Raw genomic sequence first — 643 nt, forward strand, 5'->3', positions numbered from 1 at the left:
CACTTTGCCAACTACACTGGTTGTGGCAACACGGTCGATCTCACCTATCAACCCGCATTAAACCTAGTTATGGACACGCTGCGTTACTGGGTTAGCGAATTCAAAATCGACGGTTTCCGTTTTGATTTGGCCGCCACGTTGGGACGTCAAGGGGATGATTACAGCCCGGAAGCGGCATTTTTCAAAGCCGTCGCTCAAGACCCGATTTTGCGTGAAACCAAATTGATTGCCGAGCCGTGGGATATTGGCCCTAATGGCTATCAAGTTGGTAACTTCCCATTTGGTTGGAACGAATGTAACGACAAGCTGCGCGATATTTCCCGCAGTTTTTGGCGTGGTGATCAAGGCTATTTGAAAGAGTTTGCCACTCGCCTTATGGGTTCTCGCGATATCTACAGCGCCGCCAACTGGCCATACAAACTCACGGTAAATTACATCACTTACCACGATGGCTTCACGCTGCAAGATTTAGTCTCTTACAAGCACAAACATAACGAAGCCAATGGCGAAGAGAACCGCGATGGCCACGGTGACAACCGCTCAGAAAACTACGGCGTAGAAGGCGAGACGGAAAACATCATGATCATCGCCACGCGTGAGAAGCAAAAACGCAACCTGATTGCGAGCTTGCTCTTTGCGTTTG

The 643-nt window shown here is 49.5% G+C and carries 1 pseudogene; it reads left to right on the forward strand.

Going from position 1 to position 643, the window contains the following annotated elements:
- Positions 1-643, forward strand: a pseudogene (locus R7Z77_RS26265) (glycogen debranching enzyme); the annotation flags it as partial.

The organism is Vibrio sp. 1401 (assembly GCF_033340295.1).